Source organism: Microbacterium sp. ZW CA_36, from assembly GCF_044987475.1.
Taxonomy (GTDB): domain Bacteria; phylum Actinomycetota; class Actinomycetes; order Actinomycetales; family Microbacteriaceae; genus Microbacterium.
Map to the genome: position 1 here is coordinate 1 of NZ_JBJDRL010000126.1, position 2,822 is coordinate 2,822.

A 2,822-nucleotide genomic window follows, 5' to 3' on the forward strand; every position below is an offset into this window, starting at 1 on the left:
ATGTCTCCCGCGAGGTGCGCCCCACCACCGCCGTCACCCGCCTCGACGCGGGCGAGACGGAGCTCGCCCCGTGGTGCGCGATCCCGGCGGTCGGCCCGGACGTCTCGGGCGTCGGCGAGTACACCGCGACGATCCGGGTCCCCGACGTGGACCCCGGCGCCCGCTACGTGCTCGACCTGGGCTCGACGTGCGGCGGGCTGGGCTCGGTGCGCGTGGGCGACGGGCCGGCACGCGGGTTCGACACCGCGCACCCGGTCGTCGACGTGAGCGGCGGCATCCGCCCGGGCGACAACGTCATCACCGTGCGGGTGTCGAGCTCGCTCAACAACCGGCTCCGCGCCCGCGGATACTATGAGCGCGTCCCCGACATCGGGGCGCAGCTCACCGGGGAAGAGCGCACGCAGCACGCGATCGTGCGCGACTACGGACTCGTCGGGCCGGTGCGGCTGCTGCGAGAGGACTGACACCGCCCGCGGCGATCACGCCGGCACGGCACCGAGAGGAACGAGCAACGATGGCCCGAGGTGACGTCGACCCCGACGCCTCCGCCGACCTGAGTCCCGTCATCGGCGCCGACCCGCTCGACCTGCGCCTGTCGCTCGCATCGATCGTGCACTGGGCGGACAGCACCGGCGTCCGGCGCGACGTCATGGCGAGGGTCGCGTTCCCGATCGACGACATGGGCATGTTCCTGGTCGTGAACCAGCTCTCGTACAACGGCGCGATGAGACCGGTCGACCTGTCGCTCGCGCTCGGCATGACGCCGACCAACATGAGCAAGATCGTCGGGCGGCTCGTGCAGGCCGGCCTCACGGTGCGCGTCGCCGCGCCCGACGACGACCGCGGCGTGCTGGTCGCCCTGACCGACGAGGGGCGCCGCATCGGCGAGCGGATCATGACGACCGCCGAGACGAACATGCAGGCACTGCTCTCCGACTGGTCGCCGGCCGAGATCGAGGAGCTCCGACGGATGATGGCGCGCCTCGCGCGGGTCCACCGGCGCGATCGCTGAGACGTCACCGCCAGGGGTCTGCTTCGGAGCGTCGGGCCGCCTCCGCTTAGGCTTGGTCCCATGCCGAGCCGATCGCCGTGGACCTGTGTGCTGTGGGACGTTGACGGAACGATCGTCGACGCATCCGACGGCATCCTCCGCCGCCTCACGATCGCCCTCGAGCACTTCGGCAAGCGTCCGCCGACCCGCGCGGAGCTCGTGCACTGGATCGGTCCGCCGATGTACGAATCGTTCCAGGTGAACGTCGGCATGACGCCGGAGCAGGCGTCCGAGGCCGTCACCTTCTACCGCGGCCTCAACAAGCTCGACGGCTATGCGACAGGCGCCAAGCTGTTCCCCGGCATGGGAGAGCTGATCACGGATGTCGCCGCCGCCGGCATCCCACAGGCCACGGCGAGCTCGAAGCCCGAGGTGCAGGTCGCCGCCCTGATGGACCACTTCGATCTGTCGACCTCGCTGACCGCCATCGTCGGCGCCACGGCGGACGAGCGGACCCTGAGCGCGAAATCCGACATCGTCGCCGAGGCGCTGCGCCGGCTCGGTGCCGCCGGCGTCGACACGAGCCGCCCGGTGCTCGTCGGCGACCGCCATCACGACGTCGAAGGCGGTGCCGCCCAGGATGTGCCGGTGATCTTCGTGCGCTGGGGCTTCAGCTGGCCTCACGAGGCGGAGGGCGCCCAGGCGGTCGTCGACGACGTCGACCAGCTCCGCGCGCTGCTGCTGGTGGGTGAGCCGACGGGTGCCGACGCCGAACCGGCAGACCAGCCCGCAGGCGCGGTGAGCGCCGGGACCGACGGGCGTGCCGCAGGTGCGAGTGAACCCATCGGGGTCGCGGATGCCTGAGTCCGCCGCCTCGATCCTGGGATGGCTGTTGCCGGCCCTGGTCGTGTTCGGCGTGACGGCGATCGCCGTCGCCGTGATCGTGTGGGGAGTGCGGCAGGCGCGTCGCTCGCCCCGTGCCCGCGCCGCGGCGGAGCACGCCCGGGCGAAGGCCGGTGCGACGCTCGTCCAGCTCGACGACGAGGTGGGCGAGCTCGAGCTCGAGGTCGGGCTGTCGGGGGCGCTCTACGGCGGCGAGGCGCCGGCGTCGCTCCGGCGAGCGCGCCTCACCGCGCAGCACGCCCGCGACGACGCGTTCGAGGAGTACCGCGCGATCAGCGACGGCTCCGCCTCGCCGGACGAGGTTCGCCGCGTCTCGGCGCGCATCGGCCGACAGGCCGGCGAAGCCCTCGCCATCGTGGCGGCCGCCCGCCGCGAGCATGGCGCGTGGGTCACCGCGAACGTGTCGGCCGCCGGTCAGATCGATGCCGCACGCCGCCGTCTCGCGGGGCTGCACGCCTCGATGGGCGATCCGGCGGCACTCGTCGCGGAGCTGTCGTCGCGCTTCGCCGAGGACGAGTGGCGCGAGGCCTCGCAGTCCGCGCACGCGGCCCTGTCGCAGGTCGCGATCGCGCAGCGACACCTGGACGCCGCCGCCGCGCGTGCCGAGGACCCCTCGCTCAGCGCGCTGCCCGATCTCGCCGCCGCCGAACGCGCACTGCGCCAGGCCGAGGCCGACGCGCGCAACCTCGAAGAGACGCACCGCCTGGTCCTGCAGGCGGCGCAGGCCGTTCCCGACGAGATCGCGGCTGCTCGCACGGCGCTGCGCCAGGCCTCCGTCACCCGCGAGCACCTCGCCGCGCCCGACGCCGAGCGACTCGGGGCCGAGCTGCACGCGATCGCGCAGGAGCTGAACGACATCGAATCGGATGCCGCGCGCCGCCCCACCCGCACGGTCGACGCCATCGCGCGCCTGCGCGGGCGCCTCGAC

The 2,822-nt window shown here is 73.4% G+C and carries 3 protein-coding genes and 1 pseudogene; all 4 read left to right on the forward strand.

Annotated features, from left to right (window positions below):
- Nucleotides 1–464: pseudogene (locus ACI3KX_RS21955) on the forward strand (hypothetical protein); the annotation flags it as partial.
- 50 nt (nt 465–514) lie between these two features.
- On the forward strand, nt 515–1,012 hold the full coding sequence (locus ACI3KX_RS21960; protein ID WP_363356097.1) for a MarR family transcriptional regulator: 498 nt from the start codon (nt 515–517) through the stop codon (nt 1,010–1,012).
- 60 nt (nt 1,013–1,072) lie between these two features.
- Nucleotides 1,073–1,855 carry an HAD hydrolase-like protein gene (locus ACI3KX_RS21965; protein ID WP_349425739.1) on the forward strand — a complete coding sequence of 261 codons (783 nt, stop codon included), beginning with the start codon at nt 1,073–1,075 and terminating at the stop codon, nt 1,853–1,855.
- On the forward strand, nt 1,848–2,822 hold a 975-nt coding region (locus tag ACI3KX_RS21970; RefSeq protein WP_404911078.1), incomplete at its 3' end, for a hypothetical protein. The genes ACI3KX_RS21965 and ACI3KX_RS21970, both read left to right, overlap by 8 nt.